Source organism: Stappia stellulata DSM 5886, assembly GCF_000423705.1.
GTDB lineage: Bacteria > Pseudomonadota > Alphaproteobacteria > Rhizobiales > Stappiaceae > Stappia > Stappia stellulata.
This window is the reverse complement of the sequence record NZ_AUIM01000010.1, coordinates 1-24,594: the sequence shown is the minus strand read 5'-3', so window position 1 is coordinate 24,594 and position 24,594 is coordinate 1. Positions and strand designations below refer to the sequence as shown.

The following is a 24,594-nucleotide window of genomic DNA, read 5'->3' as shown; positions in this document are numbered from 1 at the left end:
CCGGTGTCGCGTCGCGCAGCGGGCGGTGGCAAGTCAGGCCGGGCGCGGCTGGAAGAGAGGTCCGACCGGCGTTTTTCGCAGCCGGTCCCCGTCCCGGTCGATGAAGAGGGCGTCGAGGGTCAGTTTACCGGCGATTCTTGCCCCCTCCAAGCGTCCTTTCACCATCAGGGCCGTTGCCCAGGCATCCGCCGCCATGCAGGTGTCGGCGACAACGGTGACCGAGGCCGGCGCATGCGCAAGCGGGCCGCCGCGTTTCGGGTCCATCGTGTGCGACAGCCGCTTTCCGCCGACCTCCACGAAATGGCGATAGTCGCCGGAGGTGGCAATGGCGGCATCCTCGAGCGCCAGGATCGCGCAGGGTTTGCGCGCAAGCGGGTCGGGATCCTCGATCGCCACCGTCCAGGGCGCGCCGTCCGGCTGGGTGCCGAGCGCGCGCAACTCGCCGTCGATGGCAAGGAGCGCGCCGGGAATGGCGAACGCCCTGGCGACCTCGGCCAGCCGGTCGACGCCATATCCCTTGGCGATGCCGTTGAGATCGAGCGACACCGGCGCATGCTTGCGGGCGCGTCCGCCCGCCGTATCGAGTTCCAGCACGTCATGCGCCGCCGGTCGCGTGGCGGAAAGGGCTGCGCGGATGCGGCTTTCCTCCGCCGCCTCGGGGCCGAAGCCCCAGGCCGAAACCGCATCGCCCATGGCAATGTCGAAGGCGCCGTCCGATGCGCGCCCGACCTGAAGTCCGGCCTCGAGCACCGCCATCAGCGCGGCCGGCAGGTCGACCCAGACATCCGTCGGGGCCGCGTTCAACCGCATGAGATCGCTGTCGGCGTTCCAGGTGGACATCTGCGCGTCGACGTCGGCCACCGCCTGCGCCATGGCGCGTTCGGCGGGCGCGACGTCGAAATCCGCCGGCATGTGAAACAGGGCGGACCAGCGGGTGCCCATCGTCGCCCCGTTCAGGGCGTGGCGGGTGAGATCAGTAAATGTCTTCGCCATATCGGCCCTCGGCTTTGAGTGTCTGGAGGGAGAGGCCCCGGGGTGCCAGGATCTCGGTCAGCGCTTCGGCGACACCCGCCGCCATCCCGCGCCCGCCGCACACCAGCACCTCGGCACCGTCGGCGATCAGCTGCGCCACCTGCGCGCCATCGCGGCGCAGCGCGTCCTGGACATAGCTGCGCGTCTGCGCCCGCGAGAAGGCCGTGGTGAGCGAGGCGAGCCGTCCGTCCGCCTGCCACTCGGCGAGCTCCGCACCGTAAAGCAGGTCGCTGTCTGGGTGGCGGACACCGAACCACAGGTGCATCGGGCGTTTGTTCGCATTGGCTCGGGCAAAGCCGGCAAGCGGCCCGATGCCCGTTCCCGCGCCGATCAGGATCACCGGCGCGCGGCCGCGTTTAGGCCGGAACGTGGGGTTGGGGCGCACGAAGGCACGCATGCTGTCGCCGGGCTGAAGGCTCAGGAGCTGGCCCGAGCACAGCCCGCCGGGGTGTTTCCTCACACAGACTTCCGCAAAGCCGTCGCCGGTCGCGGAGGCGAGCGAATAGAACCGGGTGACGGGCGAGCCCGCCGGCACGATGCCGAGGAGGTCGCCGGCGGCAAAAGACGGCAGGCCCTGGCCGATCCAGCGCCGCCAGACCGGCAGGCGGGGCACGGCAAAGCGCAGGATGGAGACCGGGGTCTGCATGTCCGTTCCGTAATCGCGACGCGAGACGAGCGTCAGGTCGCAGGTGCGCGGCGCGACCGGCTGGTGGTCGATCTCCAGCGGCGTCCCGATGACCGCTCCGAAGGCGCGCGCCCAGCGGGCGAAGTCCTGCGGCGACTGGCGGTCGACGCTGTCCATCGGCAGGAGCGCGGGCCAGCCTTTCGCCGCCGCCGCATCCGCGACATCTTGGGCGAAACCGCAAAAGGCGGGAAAGTTGCGGTCGCCGAAGCCGAGCACCGCAAGCGGCGCGGCGGGAGCCTCGGGCAGTGCGGCCAGCCGGTCGAGAAAGCCCGCCGCAGAGGAAGGCGCCGTGCCGTCGCCATAGGTCGCGGCAAGCACGACGATGCGCCTGGCGCTTGTGTAGCGTGTCGGCGCGAAGCGCGACATCGCATCGGTGTGCACACTGTGGCCGTCGGCAGCGAGCGCGTCGTGCAGCGTCTTTGCAAATCCCCAGGTGCTGCCGCCCTCGCTGCCGACCAGCAGGATCGTGTCGGCCCGCCCGGGCGCGGCATTGGCGCGGATGCGAGGCCGCTTGCCTGCGCCACCTGCCCAAAGGACGATGCCCGTTCCCGCCATGACGGGGACGCCGAGCGCCATCAGCCCGAGAACCAGCCCGAGCACAGAGGCGCCCTTGCCGGTGTGCAGCATGTAAATCGTCTCGCTGACCCGGTCGAAGCCGCCGAGGTCGTTCCAGGCGACAAGCGCGCCGGTGCCCTGGTCGATGTAGCCCTGGCCGGTGTCGGTCTTCAGCGTGAAGGCGTCGGTGAGGTCGCCGGGATAGGGGAAGGTGAGCTCGCGCAAGGTCGAGACAGCGGTGGCGCGCAGGGCCGGCATGTCGGCGACGACGGCGCCGGTTTCGCCACTGACGGCGGGAAAGGCCGGCGGCGCGGTCTCCTCCGGCAGAAGGGCGAAGGTCGAGGCGCTCATCCACAACGCGGTGGCCGAGGACAGCAGAAGGCCTGCGACCGAGACGCGGGCGATCTCCACGTGCAGCCGCCCGGATACCGCGCCCTTGAGCGGCGAAAACACCTTGCGCCAGCCGCCGGTGCGCCGCACCACGAGGGCGATGCCGCTGATGGAGAGGAGAAGCATTGACGCCGCGCCGACCGCCGCCGCGATCCGTCCGGCATCGTCGAGGAACAGCGACCGGTGCAGGTTTTTCAGCCAGCCGCGGGCGGCCGGCGCATCTGCGCTGGCCACGCCCGCGCCGGTTGCCGGATCGATTGCCGCGGCCCCCGGCGCGCCGTCCTCGAACCAATAGGCGACGATCCGGCCCGACGGTGCGCGGCGGATCTGCTCGACGCCTGGATGCTGGGCCTGGATCCGCGTCGCGAGCGTCGCGACGCTGAGCCCTGGATCGCCCTGCGCCGGGGTCTGAAGGGTCTCCAGCGCCGGGAACAGCGAAAGGGCGGCGCCCGAAAGCGCGAGCACCACAAGAAGTGCGGCGGCGGCAAGCCCGGGCCATCGGTGCAGACTGCGGATCATCACACGCGCTCCGTTACATGTCGTAGGAGAAGGAGGAGATGTAGCGGCGCCCGGCCGTTGGCTTTCCGGCGCCGTCCGAGGTCAGCGGCACGGCGATTTCCGACGGGCTGTCGCGCATGTCTTCGACGGCGGCATCGATATGAAGCACATAGCCGGCATCGAAGAGGGCGTCGGAGAGATCGAGCGTGATGGAAAGCTCACGTCCCGCGCCGACGCTGGCGCCGGTGATGCCGTTGATCTCGGCGGTGTTTCCGGCGGTCGCGCGATACCAGTCGCGCAGGTGCTCGTAGTATTTGGACTTTCCGCCTGCCATCCACAGGCTGCCCTTGTAGGCGCCGGAGGCATCGGTGACGTAAAGCGCCAGATAGGCACCGTCGCCGCCGTAATCGTTCAGCGTGGTGGTCAGGGTCACCGGCCGGGCCTGCGCGGCGCCGGGGAGGGCCAGTGCCGTGGTCAGCGCAGTGGTGAGGGCGAGGGCGGCAAGAAGGGATTTCATCGGGGATCTCCAGCCTGGACGATGAGGAATGCGACCCCGCCGCCGGAACGGACGGCGGGTCTTGGCTGATGTGGGGCGAAAACGGTCAGTTCACCTTGACCTTGGGCGCGGCGCCATCGCCGAACAGGCCGTTGGCCGGCGGTGCCACGCTGCCGGCGGGTGCGGCGTTCATGCCGCCACGGCGTCCGCCGTCGTCATCATCATCATCATCATCGTGATCATCGTCGTCGTGATCATCGTCGTCGTGATCATCGTCGTCGTGATCGTCGTCGTCGTCATCGTCATACTCATCATCGTCGTCATTGCTGGCGAGCTTCAGGAAGCCCTCCTGGAGCGTCTCGGCACCCTTGGAGAGGACGGCATAGGGTTCGTCCAGGTCGACGGTCTTCATGGCGCCGATGGCGGGGGCTGCGATCAGCGCGCCGAGCGCTGTGGAAGCGGCAAGAACGGCAAGTTTCGTTTTCATGGCAGGTCTCCTCGGGGTGGGTTGATGCGGTCAATGTCGCAGGGCCGCCTGAGGGCTTGCTGACGGGTCGCGGGTTTTCGCTTCAGCTTGGCGTCAGGTTCGGGCGCGGCGCGAAAACAAGCCCGCGAAATCGCGGGCCGAGGATGATGACAAAGGTTGAGATGTCCCCGGTGTCACACCGGGAAAGCGCAAGCCGCGACCCGCCATCGGAGAGCGGGAAGTGCTTGTTCAACAGGGCACGACCCAACAAAAGGCAATGGCCCTGCGGTCCCGGACCTCGCGCTTGCGCGAGGTCCGGGACAAATGGTCTTGAGAGGTCGTCATGGCCCTCGGCCCGCGAAAGCGCGGGTCGAGCATTGGATGCGTGTCAGTCGTCGAACTCGAACTCCACGACGTCCAGCGTCGCGGGATCCAGTTTCACCTCGATCTTGCGACCTTGCGTGTCGCGGCCCTTGATCTCGTAACAGCCGTCGTCGATCTTGATGCGCCGGACGGACCAGCCCTTGGTTTCGGCCATGCTCTCCACTGCGGTGCGCGGCTGCCATTGCTCCATCGGCACGCTGCAGTCGTCATCGTCTGCGCGGGCCGTGCCGATCGTGCCAAGTGACAGGAGGACGGCGAGAAGGATGAGGGGTGTCTTCATGGAAGGATCTCCGGGTTGCGTTGCGTCTGGTTCCTTTCATGAACCGTCAAACTGACGCGGACCTGAAGCGGGCGCGGGGCGGGCTTCAGCTTGCGGTAAGCCGGAAAGGCGATACAGATGCAAAGACCCACCGACAGCGAGCCACAATGCGCATATTGCTGATTGAAGATGACGACGTGCTCGGCGCGGCCGTGCATGACCAGATCGTGGCGGACGGGCATTCGCTCGACTGGGTCCGGCGGCTCGATGCGGCGCGCGACGCCATCACGGTCGCGGCCTACGATCTGCTGCTGCTCGACCTGATGCTGCCGGACGGGCGCGGCATCCCCTTTCTGAAAGAGCGCCGCGGAGGCGGCGACGTCACGCCGGTGATCATCCTCACCGCACTCGACCAGGTGAGCGACCGGATCGAGGGGCTGAACGCGGGCGCCGACGATTATCTGGTCAAACCCTTCGATCTCGCGGAACTTTCCGCGCGCATCGGCTCCGTAGCACGCCGCTATTCCGGCAATCCCAATCCGGTCGTCAGGCTGGGGTCGCTGGAGATCGATCTCGCGGCCCGACGCGTGACGAAGGAAGGAAAGCCGGTGCCGCTGACGGCGCGCGAATGGGTGTTGTTCGAGGCCTTCGTCCAGCGGCCCGGCCAACTGCTCTCCAAGGCGCAGCTGGAGGAGCGGCTCTATTCCTTCGATACGGAAATCGAGAGCAACACCATCGAGGTGCATGTCAGTCGCCTGCGCAAGAAGCTCGGCCGCACCGCCATCGCCACCGAACGCGGGCTGGGATATCGCCTGGGCGCGCCATGAGGATGCCGCGCTCGATCCAGCTTCGCCTCGCGCTTGCGATCAGTCTCGGGGTCACCCTCCTGTGGGTGGCGGCGGCCACCGTGACGGCGACGATCCTGCGCGACGAGATGGACGAGGTCTTCGACAGCGCGCTCCAGGAAACCGCGCAGCGCATTCTTCCGCTCGCCGTGATGGACATTGTCGCCCGCGAGGAAGAGGGCCTGACCCAGCAGCTCGCCACGTTGCGCACCCACGACGAGTTCTTCACCTATATCGTTCGCGATGCGCAAGGGCGCGTGCTGCTGACGTCCCATTCCGCGGATCCGGAGCTTTTTCCCGCCTTCGACGGCATCGGCTTTCGCCAGACGGCGACGCACAGGTTTTACTTCGACGCGGCGCTGCAGGAGACGATCACCATCGCGGTCGCCGAGCCGCTCGACCACCGCGTGGAGGTGGCGCGCGAGATGCGCATGGCGCTCGCCCTGCCGCTTCTGCTTGTCATCCCGCTGTCGGTCGCGGGGATCCTGCTGGCCGTCCGGCTCGGCTTTCGCCCGGTGCGGCGGCTTCGCGACGCGCTCGCCATGCGCGGTGCGGCCGATCTGTCGCCTGCGCCGGCCGACGACCTTCCTGGCGAACTCGCCCCGATCGCGGCCGCCGTCAACCAGTTGCTGGCGCGGCTCGCCGCCGCCTTCGAGGCGGAGCGTAGCTTTGCCGCCAATGCCGCGCATGAGCTGCGCACCCCGGTGGCCGGCGCCCTTGCCCAGGCGCAGAGGCTGCAGAGCGAAACCGGGGACCCGAAGGCAGCCCGGCGGGCCGGGGAGATCGAGACAACCCTGAAACGCCTGACGCGCTTGTCGGAAAAGCTGATGCAGCTGGCGCGCGCCGAAGGCGGCCGTCTGCGCAGGGACACACCCGCCGACATGCGGCCGATCTTGCAGATGGTCGCCCAGGATGTCGGGCGCGCGGAGGAAGGGGGGCGTATTGCGCTCGACCTGCCGCAAACGGCGGTGCTGTCGGACATGGATCCGGATGCCTTTGCCATTCTGGCGCGCAACCTGATCGAGAACGCGCTGAAACACGGTGCGCGGGAGGCCCCGGTTCGCGTCACCCTGTCGCTGCCCCGGCGCTTCACCGTCACCAATGACGGCGCGACGCTTGCGCCCGATACGCTTGCCCGGCTGACCGGTCGGTTCGAACGCGCGGACGGTCGCGGCGACGGCAGCGGCCTGGGACTGGCCATCGTGCGGACCCTCGCCGAGCGCACGCAGGCCTCGCTTGCCCTGACCTCGCCCGCACCCGGGCGGGAGGGGGGACTGGAAGTCACGGTCGACCTGCCGCAGGGGCCGGCACCGGCCTGACGCGCGTGGCTACCCGAAGCTCTCGGTGAAAGCCGCGTCGTCCATCGCCTCCAGCTCCTCGATCTGGTCGAGCGTGCCGACGTCGAACATGCCGTCGAAGGTCACCGCCGCAACCGGGACGTCGTCGTCCAGCATCATGCGGATCGCGTCGGGCATCTCGTATTCTCCCCTGCTGGAAAGGGGAAGGTCGGAGAAGTACCGCTTCACCTCGCCGGAGAACTTGTAGATTCCGGCGACCGCGAGGTTGGACTTCGGCCGCTCCGGCTTTTCCTCGATCTCCAGAATTCGACCCGCCTGATCCACGTTCACCACGCCGTAGCGTTGCGGGTCGGAGACCTCCACCACGCCGATGACATTCTTTGCGGGCGCGTCGACGACCGAGGAAACGGCGCCGCGGGCGAAGAGACTGTCGCCGAAGATCACGAGGAAATCGTCCTCGATCGTCGGCAGTGCCAGACGCACCGCGCCGCCGGTGCCGTCCAGCGTCGCCTGCTCGATGTATTCGAATTTTTCACTATGCGGATGGCGGTCGTAGTGCGCGACGATGCGCTCAGACAGATAGCCGACGACGAAGACGATCCGTTCGATCCCGGCCTCGATCAGGCTGTCCACGATCCGGTCGCACAGCGGGACCCCGCGCACGGGCACGAGGATTTTCGGGATGCTGTCGGTAATGGGACGCAGCCGCGTTCCCCTGCCTGCACCCAGGATAACAGCCGTGCGGATCATGATTTCTCTCAACGGTGGTGTGGGTCGGGCCATCGAACGCTCCGGAGGCTGCCCGCCGGCAGCGTGCGCAATTGCCGGGTTCTAGGGGATCTATCCGGCAATGGCAACATGGTCCGCACCCGTCGTTCGTTCGCCACGGCACGCTCGCCGCATGTGATGTGAAAGGGCGTTCGGTCCCCTCCGTCGGTCGTCTTCACCGCGGTCAGGCGGTTATTTCTACAAGTTCGGACCCACACTTAGGCTGTCCTTAACACCCAGGTCCGATCATGGCCGACGCTCAGACTAAGTATCTTTTGAGCGATAAAGTCATTTGTTTAAAAAACAGGTATTTGAATGCCCCTGTCCAATTCAGAAAATCGGCTGGCCATTGATGGTGGCGATCCGGTCCGAACCGCCCCCTTGCCGTGGGAACTGCCCGGAGCGCATTGGATCGGCGAGGAAGAGCGCGAACTGGTCGATCGGGTGGTGCGCGCGCAAAGTCCTTTCCGCTTTTACGGCCCCGACCCGCAGCACATGGTGGAAACCCTTGAGCGGGAGTGGTGCGCCGCCTACGGACATGGCAATGCACTGGCGGTCTCGTCCGGGACCGCGGCCCTGTCCATCGCGCTTTCCGCGCTGGAGGTCGGCCCGGGCGACGAGGTTCTCGTTGCCGGCTACATGTGGGTGAGCTGTCTCTCGGCCATCGTGCGCGCCGGCGCCATTCCGCGCCTCGTCGACATCGACGACACCTTCTGCATGGATCCGGCCGATCTGGAGCGCAAGATCAACGCGCGCAGCCGGGCGATCCTTCTGGTTCACATGAGCGGGGCGCCCGGTCGCGTCGCCGAGATCGCCGAAATCGCGCGCAGCCGCGGGGTCCGCCTGATCGAGGACTGCGCCCAGGCCGCCGGCGCCAGCCAGAACGGAACGCCCGTCGGCCGTTTTGGCGATATCGCGACCTTCAGTTTCCAGCTCAACAAGAACATGACGGCCGGTGACGGCGGCATGGTCGTGAGCGACGACGACGGGCTGTTTCGCAGGATCGTCGCGCTGCATGACCTGGGCTACGCCCGCAACGACCAGGGGCGGCTGGATACCAGCGACGAGACCTGCCAGCTCTGGGGCGTGGGAGCGCGCATGTCGGATCTTGCGGGCGCGATGGCGCTGGCGCAGTCGCGCAAGCTCGCGCGCATCACCGGCGCCATGCGCCGTTCGAAATGGCGCATCCGCGAGGCGCTCTGCGACATTTCCCAGATCCGCCTGCGCACGATCCCCGATCCGGACGGCGACAGCGGTCCTTTCCTGATCATGAGCTTCGCGGACAAGGACTTGTGCTCGCGCTTCATGACAGCACTCAAGGCCGAGGGCATCCAGGGGCCGAAGGGATCTCTCAGCTGCCTGCCGATGAGCGACTGGGGCCTGCACTGGTACTTCAACGTTCCCAGCCTGACGCGCAAGCGGTCGAACAGCCACGACGGCTTCCCCTGGAGCCACCCAGCGAATGCCTTTGCTCGGGAGATTTCCTACGACAGGGGGGCGCTGCCGGTCTGCGACGACCTGCACGACCGCTCGGCGCTCCTGACGATTGCATCGACGCTGTCGAACGACGACGTCGACGACATTATCCGCGCCTTTCGCAAGGTCGCGAATGCCTATTTTCAACCGCTTTGAGAGTTTTAATTCATGAAGTCTCTTTCCTCTATCGTGACGACGGACCTTGCCTCTGTCGTGGGAGCCGGGGCCGGATCCGGGCCCGACGTGCTGATCGTTGGATCGGGCACCGCCGGGGTCACCAGCGCGATCGAACTTGCGCGCAACGGCCTGTCCGTCGTTATCCTCGAGGCGGGTCCTTTCGTGTTGCCGATGCATGTCGGATCCTCGCCCTTTCGCAGCCGTGACGACCTGACTCCCCAGATCCACGATCTCGTGCGCCATCGCACCTCATGGGTCGAGCGCGTGCCGTTCGAAACGACCGGCGAGGCGCCGCTCAACAATGATTCCTGGTCGGTTGTCGGCGGGCGCACGCTGTTTTGGGGCGGATGCACGCCGCGCTTCACGGAATGGGACTTCGACGACTGGCCGCTCACGCTGGAGGAATTCGCGCCCTATTACGACCGCGCGGAAAACCTGATGCATGTGTCGGGCCCGCGCGCCAAACGGCCGCCGTTCTTTCGCGGCGAGGGCCAGCAGGAATTCCTGGATCGTCTGAACACGGCCGGTATCGGCGCCGAGCACGCCTCGCTCGCCGTGGATACGCAAGAGGTGCAAAACGGTCATATGTCGCGCAGTTTCGACTGTGCCGCGTCCCGCCTGATCCGCAGCGGACTGCTGACCCGCGCCGTGACGCCGGGTGGCATCGCGCTCGTGGAAAACACCGTGGTCGAGCGCGTCGAACATGCCGGTGGCCAGGTGACCGGCCTGGTCGCGAGGGGCGTCGATGCGAGCGAGCCGGTTCGTCTGACCGCGCGTCACTATACCTTCGCCTGCGGCGCGATCCAGTCGACGCGCCTGGCGCTTGCCTCCGGCCTCAAGGATCTGCATCCGGACGTCGGCACCCATGTCGCCGACCATCAGTTCGTGCAGGGGCTGTTGAAGCTGCGCGAGCCGCTGAAGGAGCCGATCTACGCCTTCATCCCGCCGACGAAGGAGCGTCCCTACCACATCCAGATCCAGGGGCCTTTCACAGAGACCTGGTACACGCCCTATCACGCGACGGTCTGGCTGGATTGCGACGTCAAGGGAACCTATCTGCTCGCCTATTGCTTCGGCGTTGGCGAATCCTCCGCCTCGAACGAGGTCAGGATCACCGACGGTCCGGGCACCGCGCCTGGCGAGATGGGCGGCTACACCGTCGTCGCGGACCGCAGTGCGCATGATCACCGGATCCTCGACGAGATGAAGGACTTCCTGCCCGAGGTCGCCGAAGCCCTCGGCGCCGAACTGGTCCGCTCCAAGGTCAATCCCCTCGGTGCCGCGCTTCACGAGATCGGCGGTTTGCGCATGTCGGCGCAGGAGAGCGACGGGGTTACCGACACCTACGGTCGCTTCTGGAAGCTTGGCAATCTCTCGGTCGCGGATTCCGCCGCCTGGCCGTCGCAGGGCTCGGCGAACAGCTATCTGACGATCACCGCGTGGTCCTTGCGCCATGCCGAAGGCGTTCTCGCGCGTCTGGCGTGAGACGGCGAGGGGAGAAAGACCATGCTGTTTCTGTTTCGACTGGTCGCGCTGGCGGCCCTGTTCGGCCTGCTGTTCGGCTTCGATGAAGGCGTGATCGCCGGGGCGCTGCCCCTGATCACCAACGCCTTCAGCATTTCCGTGACCGGCGAAGGCTTCATGACGGCTTCCGTTCCGCTTGGAGCGGTTGCGGGTGCGATCCTTGCGGCGACCTACGCGGACCGCCTCGGCCGGCGCAAGGTGCTGATCATGTGCTCGCTCCTGTTCATCGCCGGCGCGCTCGCCAGCGGCCTGGCGACGGGGCAGACGGTTCTGATCCTGGCGCGCCTGACGCTTGGTGTCGCGGTCGGGGCCTCGGCGCTTGCCGCGCCGATGTTCCTTGCGGAACTGGCCCCTGCGAAGTATCGCGGCGCGGTCGTCTCGTCGTTCCAGCTGATGATCACCGTCGGGATCCTGGTGTCCTACCTGATCGACATGGTGCTGGAACCGCTCGGCGCCTGGCGCTGGATGCTTGCGCTCGGCGCGCTGCCGGCCCTCGCCGCGCTCGTCGGCATCGTCTTCGCGCCCGAAAGCCCGCGCTGGCTTGCCGCAAACGGCGCGCGCGACAAGGCGATCTCCGTGATCGGCATGGTGCAGCCGGATCTGTCCAGGGCCGAGGCCGTTCACATCGTCGACGAGATCGAACGCTCCAGCGACCCCTCCCGCGCCGCGCCGGCGTGGGGCACCTTCTTGTCGCCGAGCGTGCGTCCCGTCGTGTTCTTCACCATCGCCGCCTTCATCCTGCAGCAGGTGAGCGGCATCAACGCCGTCATCTACTACGCACCGACCATCATGAGTCATGCCGGCTTCGACGGCAGCGCGACGCAGCTGGCCGCGACCGTCGGCGTTGGCGTGGTCAACGTTCTGATGACCGTGGTCGCCATGCTGGTGGTGGACAGTTTCGGTCGTCGCCCCTTGTTCATCCTCGGCTTCCTCGGTTCGGCGATCAGCCTCGTGGTGATTTCCTACGCCATGCAGGCGGACCGTCCGGATCTTGCGCCCGTCGGGTTGATCGGCCTGTTCGCCTATATCGCCTTCTTCGCGGTGAGCCTCGGGCCGTTGCCCTGGCTCTACATGTCCGAGCTGTTTCCGCTTGCGCTGCGCAGCCGGGGCATGGCCATGGCGTCGGTTGCGAACTGGGCGTTCAACTTCGCCGTTGTCTTCGCCTTTCCGGTGATCGTGTTCGAGTTCGGCGCGCCGTTCATCTTCGCGATGTTTGCCGGTTTTTGCACCATCGGCGCGGTTTACTCATGGTACTTCGCACCCGAGACCAAGGGCGTCAGCCTGGAGGAAATCGAGATGCGCCATAGCGCCGTGACCGCATGAGGGGAGGACCGCCTTCCGGCGCCAGGCTTTATCTGGCGCTCGGCCGGGTGGCCTTTCTCACCGTCTGCGCGGGGTTGCTGTTCGGATACAGCACCGCCAGCATCGCCGGCTGGCTGGACGAGATCGGGCTGGTGTTCGATCTCTCCACCTCCGGCAAGGAAAACGTCACCGTCACGCTGGTGATCTTCTGTTTTTTCGGTGCGATTGCGGCCGGGCCGCTGGCGCGGGCCTACGGCCGGCGCGCGGTGTTGCTGCTCGCCTTCGTGCTGGCGGCGGCCGGTTACGGCTTCACGCTGAGCGAACCGGATCTTCTCGGTTTCCTGATTGCGCGGATCCTCATCGGCCTGTCCGTCGGCCTCTCCTCCATGGCCGGGCCGATGTATGCGGGCGAGGCAACGCCTGCCCGCCATCGCGGCAGCGTCGTGTCGCTGTTTCAGCTCGCGGTAACGACGGGCATCCTGCTTGCCTATGCCGTGCCGCTGTGGATGGACGACCCGCAAAAATGGGCCCCGGGCATCGGCGTCGGTGGCGTCATTGCCGTCGCCGGGCTGGTTTCGCTCGCCCTCGTACCGGAAAGCCCGGTCTGGCTGAACGCGGTCGGACGGACCCGGCAGGCAATCTCCGCAGCTGTGTCGCTGGGGTTCACTCACCGGCCCTGGACCGCACGCAAGCCCGCAACGGCGGCGGCGCCTCAGCCCCCGCTCGGCCAGATCCTGCGCCGGGGCACCACCCCGGCGGTGCTGGCGCTGTGCTGCGGGCTCTTCATCCTGCAGAACCTGAGCGGCATCGACGGGATCCTCTACTACGCGCCCTCGATCTTCGTCGGCCTGGGGTTTTCGCCGGGAACGGCGGCGCTCGGCGCGACGTTCGGACTTGGGTTGATCAACCTGCTCGCGACACTTGTCGCCATCGCGATGGTCGACCGGCTGGGTCGCCGTCCGCTGGCCATCGTCGGTTCGCTCGTCATGGTGCTCGGACTGCTGGGCGTCGTGGCCGCGCAGTCCCTGTCGCTGCCGGTCCTCGGCCTGATCTCGCTGTGCGTCTACATCGGCGCCTTCGCGATCAGCCTTGGACCCTTGCCCTATGTGATGATGTCGGAGCTGGTGCCCTCCGCGATCCGCGAAACCGGCATCGCGGTTGCCTCCGCGACGAGCTGGTTGTTCAACGCGCTGGTCGCCTTCGTCTTTCTTTCGGGGGTCTCGACAATCGGCCTTGCCGGGGTGTTTCTGGTCTTTGCCGGGATCTGCGTGCTGGCATTGGTCGTCTCGCTGATCTGGCTTCCCGAAACCAGGGCGAGGCACCTCGACGACATCGAGGACAATGTGTTGTCGGGCGTTGCCCTGCGCCATGTGGGCGATACGCCGGGCGTGCGGGATGCGAAGCCGGTGGCCTCGTAACGCGCGGCCGGAAACGCGCGCCGGGAAAGGGCGTGACACTCGGGTTTCCCGGCCCGTCGCAAGGCCAGCCATCCGCGGTGGCCGAAGGGGGGGCGGATCATGCGCCTTGACGCGATCCGCCAACTCGATCATGTCGGAGGCCGCGCAGCCATCGCTCCCGTTCGTCCAAAGCTGCTATGAAGGGCGCAGACTGATTCCCCCGTGCCGAAGACAATGACCGCCAACGCCCTTGAAATCCTCAGATCCGTTTACGGCTACGACTCCTTCCGGGGTCTGCAGGCGGGTATCGTCGACCATGTCGCAAGCGGTCGCAACGCCTTCGTGCTGATGCCGACCGGCGGCGGCAAGTCGCTGTGCTACCAGATCCCGGCGCTCGTCAGACCCGGGATGGGGCTCGTCGTGTCGCCGCTGCTGGCGCTGATGGCGGACCAGGTCGCCGCCCTGCGGCAAGCGGGCGTGCGCGCCGCTGCGCTCAATTCCGACTTGCCGGCGGAGGAGCGTGGCGCGCTGTGGCGCGACATCCATTCCGGCGCCCTGGACCTGCTTTACGCGGCGCCCGAGACCGTCTTGCGCCCCGAGGTCCTGAACCAGCTCGAACGGGCGCAATTGTCGGTGATCGCCATCGACGAGGCGCATTGCCTGTCGCAATGGGGGCATGACTTCCGCCCCTCTTATCGCCAGCTCGATGAACTGGTCCGGCGCTTCCCGCAGACGCCGCGCATGGCGCTGACCGCGACGGCCGACGAACCGACGCGTGCGGAAATCCTCGCCCATCTCGACATCGCGCAATCCGATGCCTTCATCGCCGGCTTCGACCGTCCCAACATCCGTTACGCCATCAAGGAAAAGGACAATCCGCGCGCGCAGCTCAAGGATTTCCTGAAGCGCCACCTGAACGAGAGCGGCATCGTCTACTGCCTGTCGAAACGCAAGACGGAGGAGACCGCCGCCTGGCTGTGCGACCAGGGCCATGAGGCGCTCGCCTATCACGCCGGCATGGACAAGGCGGTGCGCGAGGCCAATCAGGCCCGGTTCCAGCACGGCGAGGCGGTCATCATGGTCGCCACCATTGCCTTCGGCATGGGCATCGACAAGCCGGACGTGCGCTTCGTCGCCCATCTCGACCTGCCCGGCAGCATCGAGGCCTTCTATCAGGAGACGGGCCGGGCCGGGCGTGACGGCCTGCCGTCCGACACGCTGATGCTCTACGGGTCCGACGATATCGCGCTGCGCAGCCGGTTCATCGAGGAGTCGGATGCGCCCGAGCCCCGCAAACGCATGGAGCGCCAGAAACTCGACGCGCTGCTGGGACTGGCCGAGACCGCCGGCTGCCGCCGGCAGGCGCTCTTGTCCTATTTCGGCGACACTTGCGCGCCTTGCGGCAATTGCGACACCTGCGAGGAACCGCCGGAGCTGTTCGACGGCACGATCGCCGCGCAGAAGGTGCTGTCCTGCATCTACCGGACCGGCGAACGCTTCGGACAGGCCTATGTCGTCGATGTGCTGCTCGGCGTCGAGAACGAGCGCATCGCCCAGTTCGGCCACGACCAGGTCTCGACCTACGGGATCGGGACCGAGCACGACAAGTCCACCTGGCGGGCGATCCTGCGCCAGCTGATCGCGTTGCGCTTCGTCGATGTCGACCTTGCCGGTCACGGGGGACTGTCGATCGCATTGGCGGGCCGCGATTTCCTGCGCGAAAAACCGACGCTGATGCTGCGGGTTCCGCCGCCACCCAAGGCGCGGCGCCGCGCGGCGGTGTCCGACGCGCTTCGCGCTGCCATCTCCGACACGGACCGCCTGCTGTTCGAGGCCTTGAGACACACGCGCACGGAGCTTGCGCGGGCCCAGAACGTGCCGCCCTATGTGATCTTTCACGACAAGACGCTGGTCGAACTTGCGACAACCAAGCCCGCGTCGACCACGGAAATGGCAACCGTGCCCGGCGTCGGCAAGGCGAAGCTCGAGCGCTACGGCCCGGCGTTCCTGACGGTCATCGCGGAGCACGCCTGACGCGCGCGGTCGTCCGCACGACCCTGCGGGCGCGGAACGGCGACCGGAGCGGCCGTCCTCAGCCCGATGGCGTTTCGCGTCCGGGCGGCGGCACATGCAACGAGGCGCGCAACCCGCCGCCTGCGCGGTTTTCCAGCGTCAGGTCTCCGCCCATTCGCGCCATCGCGGCGCGGGCAATGGCCAGGCCGAGGCCGCTTCCGGTGGGCGAACGATTGCGGCCCCTGACGAATTTCTCGACGACCCGCGACAGCTCGCCGTCCGGGATGCCGGGTCCCTCGTCCTCAATGACGAAACAGGCGCCACCGTCCGCCATCGGAACCACCCGGCAGGTGACCGGCGTGTCGGCCGGCGCATGATCGAGCGCGTTCTCGATCAGATTGCGCAGGGCCAGTGTCAGGAAATACGGCTCAACCTGCACCCGCAGGTCCCGCGCCTGCGCCCGATCCTCGGCCGGTTCGGGGGCCAGAACCACACGCCGGGTGGCCGCTCCGGGCACCGCCTCGGCCAGGATCGCCACCAGCAGGTCCGCGGCATTCTCCTCGTTGCCCACGCCTTGCACCTCGCAGGCCTCCAGCGCGGCCAGGTCGAGAAGCTGGCGGACAAGCCGGCTGGTGCGGTCGACCCCGGCCGTGATCTGGCGCAGCGCATTGGCATGAACCGCCGGATCGGCGCTGGCCAGCGCGATCTGTGCCTGGGTCTTGACGCCGGCGAGCGGGGTCTTGAGTTCATGCGCGGCAAAGGCGGTGAAGCTGCGCTCGCGCTCGCGCGCCGCCTCCACCCGCCGGAACAGGCCGTTCAACGCGGTGACGGCCGGCGCGATCTCGCGCGGCAGGGCCGTCTCCGGCAAGGGGCGCAGATCGCTGGCCGCCCGTGCCGACAGCGTTTCGGCCATGTCGCTGAGCGGCGACAAGCCGCGACGCACGCTGACCAGGATCGCAAGGGCCAGAACCGGCAGGATTACCAAGGCGGGAATCGCCAGACCCGCGACCACATCGTCCACCAGCCCGTCGCGGACCTCCAGGCTGTCGCCCACCATGACGCGCACGCCGAGCTCCGCATTCTCGATGGAGAAGACCCGCCATCGCTCGCCGTCGACGACGGCTTCGGAAAATCCGTCCGCCGTCTTGCTCAGCCGCTCGTTCGGCGCGCTTTGCGAGCGGCCGACGAGATTGCCCTCAAGGGACCAGATCTGGCAGGCGAGTTGCCGGTCGTAGTTCCCCGACCCGACCTCGAACGCGCCGACAGCCCCGATCTCGAGCCCTTCGGGCTCCGGTCCCCCGGCGTCCGGCTGTCCCGTTTGCAGGTTTCCGGCCTCGCCCACCTCGACGCGCCGGTCGGCCAGCAGGGAGTTCACCATGCGGGCGGCTTCCATCAGCCTTGCATCGAGGACCCGCTCCACCTCCGCCTGTGTGCTCAGGTAGATCCAGCCGACCGCAAGCAGCCATAGCAGCCCGGTCAGTCCCAGAAGGATCAGGCTCAAACGCGCGCGGATCGATGTCATGTTTCTTTCGCCCCCGCCAGCCTGTATCCGACGCCGCGCACGGTCTTGATGAAGTCCGCTCCGAGCTTGGAGCGCAACTTGTGGACATGCACTTCCACTGCGTTGCTCTCCAGCTCTTCCTGCCAGCCATAGATCCTGTCTTCCAGGCCGGCTTTCGACAGAACCCCCTGTGGTCGCTCCATCAAGGCGGCCAGAACGGCGAATTCGCGCCGGGTGAGGTTTACCGGCTCGCCGTCGCGCAATGCCGTCAGGGACGCCGGATCCAGTTCCACGCCGCGCCAGCGCAAGGTGGCGCTGGAGCGCCCCTTGCCCCGGCGCACGGCCGCCCGAACACGGGCGGCCAGTTCATCGAGATCGAATGGCTTGCCGACGTAGTCGTCGGCTCCGGCATCCAGGCCGGCGATACGCTCCGGCACCTGGTCGCGTGCCGTCAGCAGCACCACCGGGATGGCGCTTCCCCGGGCGCGCAGAGACGCCAGAAGGTCCAGCCCCGACCCGTCGGGGAGCATCACGTCGAGCACGATACCGTCATAGGCCTGGGCCGCGATGGCGGCGCGGGCGTCCTCGCATGCGCTCACCGCATCCACGGTGAACCCGGCAAGGCCCAACCCGACCGACAGGCCATCGAGCAGAAGCTCATCGTCCTCGACCACAAGAAGCCGCATGGTTTTCCGCTTTGCTCCAGTTTCTCGTTTCGTCTCGCGACGGCGGCGTCACGACACCAGAAGATGGCTCATCGCCGGATCGGGTATGACAACGATGGTGCTGCCGTCGCGCACCTGATCGTGCAGATAGATGACATCCTGGTTGATCAGGCGAATGCAGCCCGAGGACACGGCCTTGCCGATGCTCGCCGGATCCCAGGTGCCGTGCACCCGGTACAGCGTATCCTTGCCGTCCTTGTGAATATAGAGCGAACGGGCCCCGAGCGGATTGTACGGGCCCGGATCCATTCCGCCGTTGGCGATGCTGTAGGGTTCCAGGTCGGGCCGACGGGCCACCATCTCGTCGGGCGGCGTCCAGCGTGGCCACTTGCGCCGGTAGGCCATGCGCGCGCGACCGGCCCAGGAAAAGCCGTCGCGTCCGACTCCGATGCCGTAACGCATGGCCCTGTCCTTCGACAGGGTGTGATAGAGGTAGCGGTTGGGGGTGTCCACGATCAGCGTGCCGGGCCTTTCCGTGTTCGGATAGTCGACCTCCTGGCGCCAATACCGCTGATCGAATTTGGAGACATCGACCTCCGGAACCGGGAAGGGCTCTTCCGGAGCCGCATAATACATCGGCGGAACCACCGGCTGAGGCTGCGGCGGAGCGGTCGTGAGGCCGGCCCGGTTCTGCGTGCCGACACAGCCCGCGACCGTCATTGCCCCCAGTCCGACGAGGAAACCCCGCCGGGCGATCGCCCGCGAGGTGGGGGCCGCAACGGCGGCTTGCGTTTGCGCGACCGGACCGGTGTCATTGCGGACGTCCGGACGGCGGCGCTCCCGGGTCTGCGGGCATCCCGGGTCGATACCGGTTCGACACTGCGTCATTTGCAAAAGCTCCTCGTTGATCTCTTTCTGCCCGCTGCAAGCCCTACGCAGCTTAAGGCTGCCTTAAGCTGGGGACGGCACCTCGCCGGACGATCGCCTTTCCCGTCCGGTCGATGACCGTTGCGGGAAACGCTCCTTAGCCCGTCACGGTCATGGGATCGACATTCGATGAAACTCTTTTCGGCCTCAGCCTTTGCGCTTCTCGCGCTGGTCCTTCTTCCCTCAGCCGGCCCGGCCGGCGCTGCTCCGGCGGCTCCGTTGCCGGTCTCCGAGGCCTTCGAGCTCGACGTCGCGCGCGACGCGGATGGCGCATTGGTGTTTTCCTGGGACATTGCGCCGGGCTACTACCTGTATCGCGACCACATTTCCGCGCAGCGCGACGAGACCCCGCTGCCGCTGTCCACGCCTCCCGGCACGCCGAAAGACGATCCGGTCTTCGGCCCCACGCAAGTCTATACCGGGGCCGCCACCGCGAGACTGGAGACGCCGGTTTTCGGAACGCTGGAACTGACCTTCCAGGGGTGTCAGGACGACGGGATCTGCTACGCGCCGGAAACCCGTCACGTCGATGCCCAGACGCTGGAGGTTAGTGCACCCGCCGGCCCTGGCGGTCCGGGCGCGCTCGGCACCGGCCCGGAGATCGCCTGGACCGTGGGCGGGGAAACGGCAGTGGCGCCCGTTGAGGCCGTGCCCGGAACCGCCCCCGGGGCCGGCTCCGGCCCTGCCGACGCCGGGTTCGAGCTGGCCGCGAGCGGCGGTCTCGTCGAGGGGCTGCTGGAGCGGGGCGGCGTCCTGCTCGTTCTCGCCAGTTTTCCCCTCTTCGGTCTGTTGCTCGCCTTCACCCCTTGCGTCTTTCCGATGTATCCGATCCTTGCCGGTGCGCTCGCCCGGGAGGGCGACAAGCTGACGGCACGACGCGGGTTCGTCCTGTCGAGTATCTATGTCCTGTCGCTGTCGACAGCCTTCGGCCTGCTGGGCGCGGCCGCCGGCTGGTCGGGGCAGAACCTGCAACTGGTCCTGCAGTCGCCGATCACCTCCGGCATTCTCGCGGCGCTCTTCGCGGTGCTTGCCTTGTCGATGTTCGGCCTGTTCGAATTGCAGTTGCCGGGATCCTGGACCAATTGGGTGGCGGCGCGCACCGGCGGTCTCGGCGGTTCGGGGGGCTCAAAGCGCTCCACCGCGCTGCTCGGCTTTTCCTCCGCCCTCATCGTCGGTCCGTGCGTGACGGTGCCGCTGGCCGGCGCCTTGCTCTATATCGCGCAAACCGCCGATGTCGGCCTCGGCGCGGCCGCCCTCTTCGGGCTCGGTCTCGGCAAGGGGCTCCCGCTGATCGTCATGGGAACGCTCGGCGGACAGGCGCTGCCTCGTGCCGGCGCCTGGATGGAGGGCGTCAAGCAGATCTTCGGGTTCGGCTTTCTGGCCACCGCCATCTGGACCGTGGCTCCCCTTCTGCCCTCCGGCGTGGACCTGGCCCTGTGGGCCGCCCTGCTGATCGCGGTGGCAAGCTTCGCTGTCAGCGTCCCGCTGACCAACACCACAGCGCTTGCCTCGATGCGCGCCGTCGGGGGCCTGGCGCTGGTCTATGGCGTGATCCTGCTCATCGGCGCCAGCGCCGGCGGCACCGACCCGCTCAAGCCGCTGGCGCCGCTGGCCCAGCGCGGCGGCTCTGCGGGGTCGGGCGAGGGGAGGGAGCTGCGGTTCGCCGCGACCGGTTCGATTTCCGACCTTCAGGCAAGGCTCGCCTCCGCGAACGGGGAACGCTCGACCATGGTCTATTTCACCGCCGACTGGTGCGTGACCTGCCGTGTGATCGAGCGATCCGTCTTTCCCGACCCGCAGGTGCGGCAAAGCCTCGGCGACTTCCAACTCGTCAAGGCGGACCTGACCGACTTCAACGCCGAAAATTCCGCCCTGATGAAAGCCATGCGTGTGGCCGGCCCGCCGACCATGATCTTCTTCGACGGCGCCGGCCGGGAAGCCGCCGACACCCGCCTCGTTGGCAGCGTCACCGTCGATGCGCTCACCCGCTCGGCGCACACCACGGAGCGTCTCTAGCATGAACGCCGTTTCCCTCGGTCCCCTCGTCATGGCCGCCGACCGCTTCGCCGTGGTCCTCGGGATCTTCACCTTCCTGATCGTCGCCGGCATTCTGGCAAGGCGCGTCAACGGCCGGCTCGACGGCTGGGCGTGGTGGACCCTGCTCGCCGGCATCGGTGCAGCGCGGCTCGGGCATGTCGCGTTGCATCTCGACACCTTCGCGGCGGACCCCTTGCGTGTCCTGTACATCTGGCAGGGCGGCTTCTTCTGGCCGGCCGGCGCCGCGGCGGTGCTGGCGTGCCTCGTCTTTTTGCTCAAGGATGCGCGATTGCGCCTCTGGGGGGTGCTGCCGCTCGCCCTGGCGCTGGTTGTGTGGAACACGACCTGGCAGTTGACGGGCGGCACCAGCGCGCTTGCCGTACCCGACCGCAGCTTCCAGACCCTCGAGGGAACCCTTCATGATCTGGGCGCGGGCTCGGGAGAGCCGCGCATCGTCAACCTGTGGGCAACCTGGTGCCCGCCCTGTCGACGCGAGATGCCGATGATGGCGGAGCTTGCGCGGGAAAGCGACGCTGTCGACTTCATCTTCGCAAATCAGGGCGAAGGGCGGTCCGACATCCGCTCCTATCTCGGACAGACCGGGCTGTCTCTCGAAACGATCCTGGTCGATCCGTTCAGCGACCTGTCGCGGTTCTATGGCGCGCCGGGACTGCCGGCCACGCTCTTCATCGATGCCGACGGCATCCTGCGCCACGCGCATATCGGCGAGATTTCCCGCGAAGTGCTTCAGTCGAACATCGATCGGCTGACCGTCTCGCAAGACCCCGCAGCTTCCCCCCGTTAAGGAGACCTTGATGCTTACACGCCGTACCCTGCTCATCGCCGGCGCCGCCGGAACCGCGTCCCTTCTCGCCTCCGGCTTTCCGGCGGCGGCGCAGTCGATCCCGACCGTGGAGGAGGTTCTGTTCGACGAGGCCATCCCGACCATCGGCAACCCGGATGGCGACGTTACCATTGCCGAATACTTTGACTACCAGTGCCCGTTCTGCAAGCGCGGCCATCCGGACCTGCTCGATGTGGTCGCGAGCGACGGCAACATCCGCCTGGTGATGAAGGACTGGCCGATTTTCGGCGAACCCTCCGTCTATGCCGCCAGCCTCGTGCTGGCAGCCGGAGACGATTATGAGGCCGCGCACACCGCGCTGATGAAGACCGAAGGGCGCCTCAGCCGCGACGACGTCGATGCCACTCTGGCCGGGGCGGGGCACGATCCCGAGCGTCTTGCGGCTCGCGCCGCGGAGCAGGCCACCCGTATCCAGGGGATCCTGGATCGCAACACGAACCAGGCCAGCGCCTTCGGGTTTCGCGGAACGCCGGTTTATCTGGTCAATACGCAGCTCAATTACGGCGCGATGGACAAGGCGGCGCTTCTCGCCGCCGTCGAACGCGCCCGCGCCGCCTGATCCCCGGCGCGCGGCGGCCGAAGCCGGTCTCTCCCTGTCTCGGCAGGGGGGGGCGATCGAACCCGTTGTCTGTGTCTCACGACTGGATTGGCGGTAAAAAAGGAAGTGGGGGCGTGAAGTTCATCCAAAGCCCCCGCGCCTTGGGGCAGGCTGCAAAGCGCAAACAAATTGCGGGCCGAAGCCGACGAAAAAGAGAACGACACCTACGCTATAGCCCTCTAAAATCAAGGCTCGAGCGGAATGGTCCGGATGAGGCAGACGGTCGCGAAATTCAGACTTCTGCTCCGGCGTTTGCGGCAGAGTTTTCCCGGGAAATCAGCGCCGCCGATTTTTATGCAACGCATAGGATTTCCGCGAAATATCAACTGATCATTCTCTTTACCGCGCTCAATAGAAACTCGTCCTGATAGTGGCCTGCAACGAAGGACAAGCCGACCGGACAGGTATCCACGGTCAATAGCGGAACAGAGATTTCCGGCAAGCGTGCCACACCGGAAAACGCGGTGATGGTCATCGTCGGATCATAGAAGTCCATCACCGCTTCAAGCGTGTTCAGGGACCCTTTCCGGGGCGCGATTTTCGGCGTCGTAGGGAAGCAGATCACCGTTTCCGGGGTGAAGAAGGCGTTGATCTGCCGGAAGAGGCGTTCACACCTCGCCATATTGTCGAGCGCCGCGATGCGGTCGAACCTCCGGACATTGCCGTAGGCCATCGAGAACGTGAAGCCGAGTTCAGGCTTGCAAGCTTCGATCCAGTTGCCGACCGTGCTCTGGAATTCGGCGGTCTGCAGATCACGCAATCCATTCAGGTTGCAGACCTTCAGTTCGCACGCCTCCCCGACGATTTCGGAAAACCTTACCGGCTCAATCACAATGCCCGTGTGTTCTTCTATTCGATCCAATGCGCTGCCAACTTCATCTCGCACGGCGGCATCTGCGATCTCAAGCGCATCCTGCAAGACGAGGATGCGTCGTGGCGATGGCATTGATGATGCGGGAGCGTTCAGCAAGACGCGCATCGTGGCATCGAGCACCTCGAAGCGATCCGCCAGCACGCCTACGGTGCTGACGCTTGGCTGGAACGGCAAAACGCCAGCCTCGGAAATCCGATGAAGGGAGGGACGCATCCCCCAAAGACCGCAAAGGCTTGCCGGAACACGGACGGAGCCTCCCGCGTCCGTGCAAAGAGAAAAATCCGCAAGACCATTGGCGACGGAAGCAGCCGAGCCGCTGGACGAGCCACCGGGGACGCGATCCGGTGCTTTCGCGTTTCGGGGGGTGCCAAAATAGAAGCTCTCCCCGTCGAGGCTATACGTGAACTCATCCGCCACGACCTTGCCGACGCAGCGCGCTCCTGAGGCAAGCAGTTGATCGACGCAAAGCGCGTTGTGAACTGGTGCGGGATGTGCGTCCCGCCAAGCGGGGCTTCCATAGGAAGTCTTAAGTCCCGCAAGGTCGATGTTATCTTTCACGGTGAAGTAAAGCCCATCCAGCGAACCGTTACGTACGGGCGCGAGGTCAAGCTGTTCGACCAGTGCGCCGGATGGATCTGTTGGAGAGTGAGGCATATCGTCGATTTCCAGGCGCGAATCTGAACGGATTTTCCGGCAGTTCTACACCGCCGGGTCGAGACGATCACGTTCGTGTGTCACAATTTCCCAGAATCCGAGACAGGCTCAGTGCCTCTATAACCTGTTTCAGGGGACACCATTGTCAACGATCAACGGCCGCAAAGGGGGGCGGAAGCGGGCATCCTGAATTTCAAGAATTGACGGGCGGTAGCGTAAAAACGGCGTCTTGCCATCCCACCCGATGGAACGCCGCGTTCGGCGGCAATATCGCACAATAGAGGGCAATCGGCGGGAATGGCGGGGCATGCGGGATAGCGATGAGAACTATGTCTACGCTATACCCCTCTAAAATGAGGCGCGGTCTACCAGAATATTAGGACAACGGGATGCGGCGTTCAGCTCACACGCCATCGGAATAGCCGGCAAGCAGCTAGACGTTGATTGGCGGATGGCAGCACCACATAAGGGCGCCCCCTTTCAACACAGCTCAGTCACCTGTGCCTCTACGACAGCTAACTCCGCTTTTGTTTGCGCGACGATATCGGCGGTACACGCCACACAGAAGATCGGGCGCGTGTCCGTCGTCAGAACATTTGGCACAACTTGCGGCGTAAGTTTGCGGAGTGTGGGCCTCGTCTCGGTTTGATGTTTAGGCGGCGAGCTTGCGGTGTTGCAAGCGCCGATGTTCGAGTGTCTTTCGCTTGATCCTTTCTCTTCGCTTGATGATGGCTGCTGCCCTGCCGAAGTAGGCATCGGCGGGTGTGACGTTGTCGAGGCTCTCGTGGTAACGCTGATGGTTGTAGTGTTCGACGAACGCTTCGATTTGCTGTTCGAGATCGCCTGGCAGGAAGTAGTTCTGCAACAGCACACGGTTCTTGAGCGTCTGATGCCAGCGTTCGATCTTG

General features: G+C 66.3%; 21 protein-coding genes. 10 read left to right on the top strand and 11 right to left on the bottom strand.

The window, feature by feature from the left end; translation table 11 throughout:
• Positions 1-33: 33 nt before the first annotated feature.
• The 5 genes from G572_RS0105345 to G572_RS22590 all read right to left on the bottom strand — a co-directional run bounded on the left by G572_RS0105345 (position 34) and on the right by G572_RS22590 (position 4,786).
• Positions 34-993, bottom strand: a complete 960-nt coding sequence (locus tag G572_RS0105345) for an FAD:protein FMN transferase (protein ID WP_029057601.1) — start codon at positions 991-993, stop codon at positions 34-36.
• Positions 974-3,181, bottom strand: a complete 2,208-nt coding sequence (locus G572_RS0105340) for a PepSY domain-containing protein (RefSeq protein ID WP_029057600.1) — start codon at positions 3,179-3,181, stop codon at positions 974-976. Before G572_RS0105340 ends, G572_RS0105345 begins: the two co-directional genes overlap by 20 nt.
• Before the next feature lie 13 nt (positions 3,182-3,194).
• Entirely contained in the window at positions 3,195-3,677 is a 483-nt protein-coding gene (locus G572_RS0105335; protein ID WP_029057599.1) for a DUF2271 domain-containing protein, read from the bottom strand.
• An 85-nt stretch (positions 3,678-3,762) separates the two neighbouring features.
• A complete protein-coding gene (locus G572_RS0105330; RefSeq protein ID WP_029057598.1) occupies positions 3,763-4,143 on the bottom strand; it encodes a hypothetical protein in 381 nt (126 codons plus the stop codon).
• A 367-nt stretch (positions 4,144-4,510) separates the two neighbouring features.
• Positions 4,511-4,786 carry a PepSY domain-containing protein gene (locus G572_RS22590; protein ID WP_037546045.1) on the bottom strand — a complete coding sequence of 92 codons (276 nt, stop codon included), beginning with the start codon at positions 4,784-4,786 and terminating at the stop codon, positions 4,511-4,513.
• Positions 4,787-4,932: 146 nt separating this feature from the next.
• Here G572_RS22590 and G572_RS0105320 point away from each other — a divergent pair, with 146 nt between their 5' ends.
• Together G572_RS0105320 and G572_RS0105315 are read left to right on the top strand one after the other, a co-directional pair.
• Positions 4,933-5,592 carry a response regulator gene (locus G572_RS0105320; RefSeq protein ID WP_029057597.1) on the top strand — a complete coding sequence of 220 codons (660 nt, stop codon included), beginning with the start codon at positions 4,933-4,935 and terminating at the stop codon, positions 5,590-5,592.
• Positions 5,589-6,929, top strand: a complete 1,341-nt coding sequence (locus G572_RS0105315) for an ATP-binding protein (protein WP_029057596.1) — start codon at positions 5,589-5,591, stop codon at positions 6,927-6,929. Before G572_RS0105320 ends, G572_RS0105315 begins: the two co-directional genes overlap by 4 nt.
• A gap of 9 nt (positions 6,930-6,938) precedes the next feature.
• Here the strand turns inward: G572_RS0105315 and G572_RS22585 are convergent, their stop codons facing one another.
• Positions 6,939-7,658 carry a nucleotidyltransferase family protein gene (locus tag G572_RS22585; RefSeq protein ID WP_051241676.1) on the bottom strand — a complete coding sequence of 240 codons (720 nt, stop codon included), beginning with the start codon at positions 7,656-7,658 and terminating at the stop codon, positions 6,939-6,941.
• A 333-nt stretch (positions 7,659-7,991) separates the two neighbouring features.
• Here G572_RS22585 and G572_RS0105305 point away from each other — a divergent pair, with 333 nt between their 5' ends.
• From G572_RS0105305 to recQ, 5 genes are all read left to right on the top strand, one after another.
• Complete coding sequence (locus G572_RS0105305; protein WP_037545902.1) at positions 7,992-9,308, top strand: DegT/DnrJ/EryC1/StrS family aminotransferase; 1,317 nt, start codon at positions 7,992-7,994, stop codon at positions 9,306-9,308.
• A 12-nt stretch (positions 9,309-9,320) separates the two neighbouring features.
• Positions 9,321-10,814: an FAD-dependent oxidoreductase gene (locus G572_RS0105300; RefSeq protein ID WP_029057594.1), complete on the top strand. Its 1,494-nt coding sequence runs from the start codon at positions 9,321-9,323 to the stop codon at positions 10,812-10,814.
• A gap of 21 nt (positions 10,815-10,835) precedes the next feature.
• Complete coding sequence (locus G572_RS22580; protein ID WP_051241675.1) at positions 10,836-12,176, top strand: sugar porter family MFS transporter; 1,341 nt, start codon at positions 10,836-10,838, stop codon at positions 12,174-12,176.
• Positions 12,173-13,573, top strand: coding sequence for a sugar porter family MFS transporter (locus G572_RS22575; protein ID WP_084649901.1), 1,401 nt, complete (start codon positions 12,173-12,175; stop codon positions 13,571-13,573). The genes G572_RS22580 and G572_RS22575 overlap by 4 nt, the downstream gene beginning before the upstream one ends.
• 213 nt (positions 13,574-13,786) lie before the next feature.
• Positions 13,787-15,586, top strand: coding sequence for a DNA helicase RecQ (gene recQ / locus G572_RS0105285; RefSeq protein ID WP_029057593.1), 1,800 nt, complete (start codon positions 13,787-13,789; stop codon positions 15,584-15,586).
• A gap of 58 nt (positions 15,587-15,644) precedes the next feature.
• Here recQ and G572_RS0105280 read toward each other — a convergent pair whose 3' ends face one another.
• Genes G572_RS0105280 through G572_RS22570 form a run of 3 tightly spaced genes read right to left on the bottom strand, consistent with a single transcriptional unit; the run spans position 15,645 to position 18,619 of the window.
• Entirely contained in the window at positions 15,645-17,087 is a 1,443-nt protein-coding gene (locus G572_RS0105280; RefSeq protein WP_029057592.1) for a sensor histidine kinase, read from the bottom strand.
• The gene (locus G572_RS0105275) at positions 17,084-17,752 is read right to left on the bottom strand and encodes a response regulator (protein ID WP_029057591.1); all 669 of its coding nucleotides are present in this window, start codon (positions 17,750-17,752) and stop codon (positions 17,084-17,086) included. Before G572_RS0105275 ends, G572_RS0105280 begins: the two co-directional genes overlap by 4 nt.
• Before the next feature lie 48 nt (positions 17,753-17,800).
• A complete protein-coding gene (locus G572_RS22570) occupies positions 17,801-18,619 on the bottom strand; it encodes a L,D-transpeptidase (RefSeq protein ID WP_425423417.1) in 819 nt (272 codons plus the stop codon).
• 168 nt (positions 18,620-18,787) lie between these two features.
• On the opposite strand from G572_RS22570, the gene dsbD reads away from it, so the two are divergent.
• The 3 genes from dsbD to G572_RS0105255 are packed head-to-tail and all read left to right on the top strand — an operon-like array spanning position 18,788 to position 22,119.
• On the top strand, positions 18,788-20,674 hold the full coding sequence (dsbD, locus tag G572_RS0105265) for a protein-disulfide reductase DsbD (protein WP_029057590.1): 1,887 nt from the start codon (positions 18,788-18,790) through the stop codon (positions 20,672-20,674).
• Position 20,675: 1 nt separating this feature from the next.
• Positions 20,676-21,500, top strand: coding sequence for a TlpA disulfide reductase family protein (locus G572_RS0105260; RefSeq protein WP_029057589.1), 825 nt, complete (start codon positions 20,676-20,678; stop codon positions 21,498-21,500).
• Between the two features lie 10 nt (positions 21,501-21,510).
• Entirely contained in the window at positions 21,511-22,119 is a 609-nt protein-coding gene (locus G572_RS0105255) for a DsbA family protein (protein WP_029057588.1), read from the top strand.
• A 361-nt stretch (positions 22,120-22,480) separates the two neighbouring features.
• Here the strand turns inward: G572_RS0105255 and G572_RS0105250 are convergent, their stop codons facing one another.
• Both G572_RS0105250 and G572_RS0105245 read right to left on the bottom strand, forming a co-directional pair.
• Positions 22,481-23,686, bottom strand: coding sequence for an amidase family protein (locus tag G572_RS0105250; RefSeq protein WP_037545899.1), 1,206 nt, complete (start codon positions 23,684-23,686; stop codon positions 22,481-22,483).
• Between the two features lie 652 nt (positions 23,687-24,338).
• Positions 24,339-24,594 (bottom strand): integrase core domain-containing protein (locus G572_RS0105245; protein ID WP_029057586.1); only part of this gene is annotated, 256 nt, incomplete at its 5' end.